This is a genomic window from Nonomuraea sp. NPDC049421 (genome assembly GCF_040677005.1).
GTDB lineage: Bacteria > Actinomycetota > Actinomycetes > Streptosporangiales > Streptosporangiaceae > Nonomuraea > Nonomuraea salmonea.
The window spans coordinates 1-1,199 of sequence record NZ_JBFAQA010000080.1 but is presented as its reverse complement, the minus strand read 5'-3'; the positions used below and the strand labels follow the sequence as shown (position 1 = coordinate 1,199).

The following is a 1,199-nucleotide window of genomic DNA, read 5'->3' as shown; positions in this document are numbered from 1 at the left end:
CTAGTGGGCCGTCTCGGAACGTTGACCGGGTAATTGATCTCGGCTGGTGAACCCGTCAGGCTGGCTGCCTCGAAAAGCTGGGAGGTAGTCGTGGCTCGTCCACCGGATGTGTTCGTCCGACCCTTGTCGATGGAGGAGGGCCGGAAACTCCAGCGCATCACCCGGACTGCGAAGGATCCGGTCAAGCTGCGCCGGGCGATCATGGTGATGATGTCTGGCCAAGGGCAGTCGGTCCCGGACATCACCTCGTTGATGCAGGTCGGCGAGGATTACGTGCGCGATGTCATCCACGCCTTCAACGAGCGGGGGTTCGACGCGCTGGACCCAAAATGGAGCGGGGGCCGGCCACCGGCGATCAGTGAACAGGTGCGTGAGCACATCTGCCTGATCGCCCGGACGGTCCCCGCGGAGTGGGGCATCACCGGCCACTCCACCTGGAGTTTGCGTACCTTGGCCGAACACCTCATCGCCCGCGGTGTGGTGGACGCCCTCAGCCGCGAGCACCTGCGGCGCATCCTGCACAAGGGCGGCGTGAGCTGGCAGACCACCACCACGTGGAAGGCGTCCAACGACCCGCACTTCATCGCCAAGATGCAGCGGGTGCTGGAGTTATACGACCACCCACCCGCCGATGGGAGGGTGATCTGCGTCGATGAGTTCGGCCCGTTGAACCTGCTGCCCCGCAAGGGTAAACGGTGGCGGCCGGCCGGAAGTCCGGCCCGGCTGCGGGCCACCTACAACCGTTACTTCGGCGTCATGCACATGATCGCCGCGCTGGATCTGGCCACCGGCAAGCTGTACTACCGCATCCGTCGGCGAAAGCGGTGGCGGGAGTTTCTGTCCTTCCTCAAGACCCTGCGCACACGGTGGCCCGGCGAGAGGCTGTATGTGATCATGGACAACTACTCGCCGCACAAGCATCCCCAGGTCCGAGCCTGGGCCGCCGACAACGACGTCGAGCTGGTGTTCCTGCCGACCTACGGCTCGTGGTTGAACTGGATCGAATCCGAGTTCGCCGCGCTGCGCTATTACGCCTTGAACGGCACCGATCACCGTTCCCATGACGAGCAGAACACGGCGATCGGTGGCTACATCCGCTGGCGCAACGCCCGCGCCCAACCAAAGACCAGCTTCGCCGCCACTTCACCTATCCGAAGCTGGACCAGTTACCCGGCCAAGGTTGCGTGACGGGCCACTAG

1 protein-coding gene is annotated in these 1,199 nt (G+C 64.5%); it reads left to right on the top strand.

What is annotated here, in order from left to right:
* Positions 1–90: 90 nt before the first annotated feature.
* The gene (locus AB0K18_RS50285) at positions 91–1,188 is read left to right on the top strand and encodes an IS630 family transposase (RefSeq protein WP_364930295.1); all 1,098 of its coding nucleotides are present in this window, start codon (positions 91–93) and stop codon (positions 1,186–1,188) included.
* Positions 1,189–1,199 lie beyond the last annotated feature (11 nt).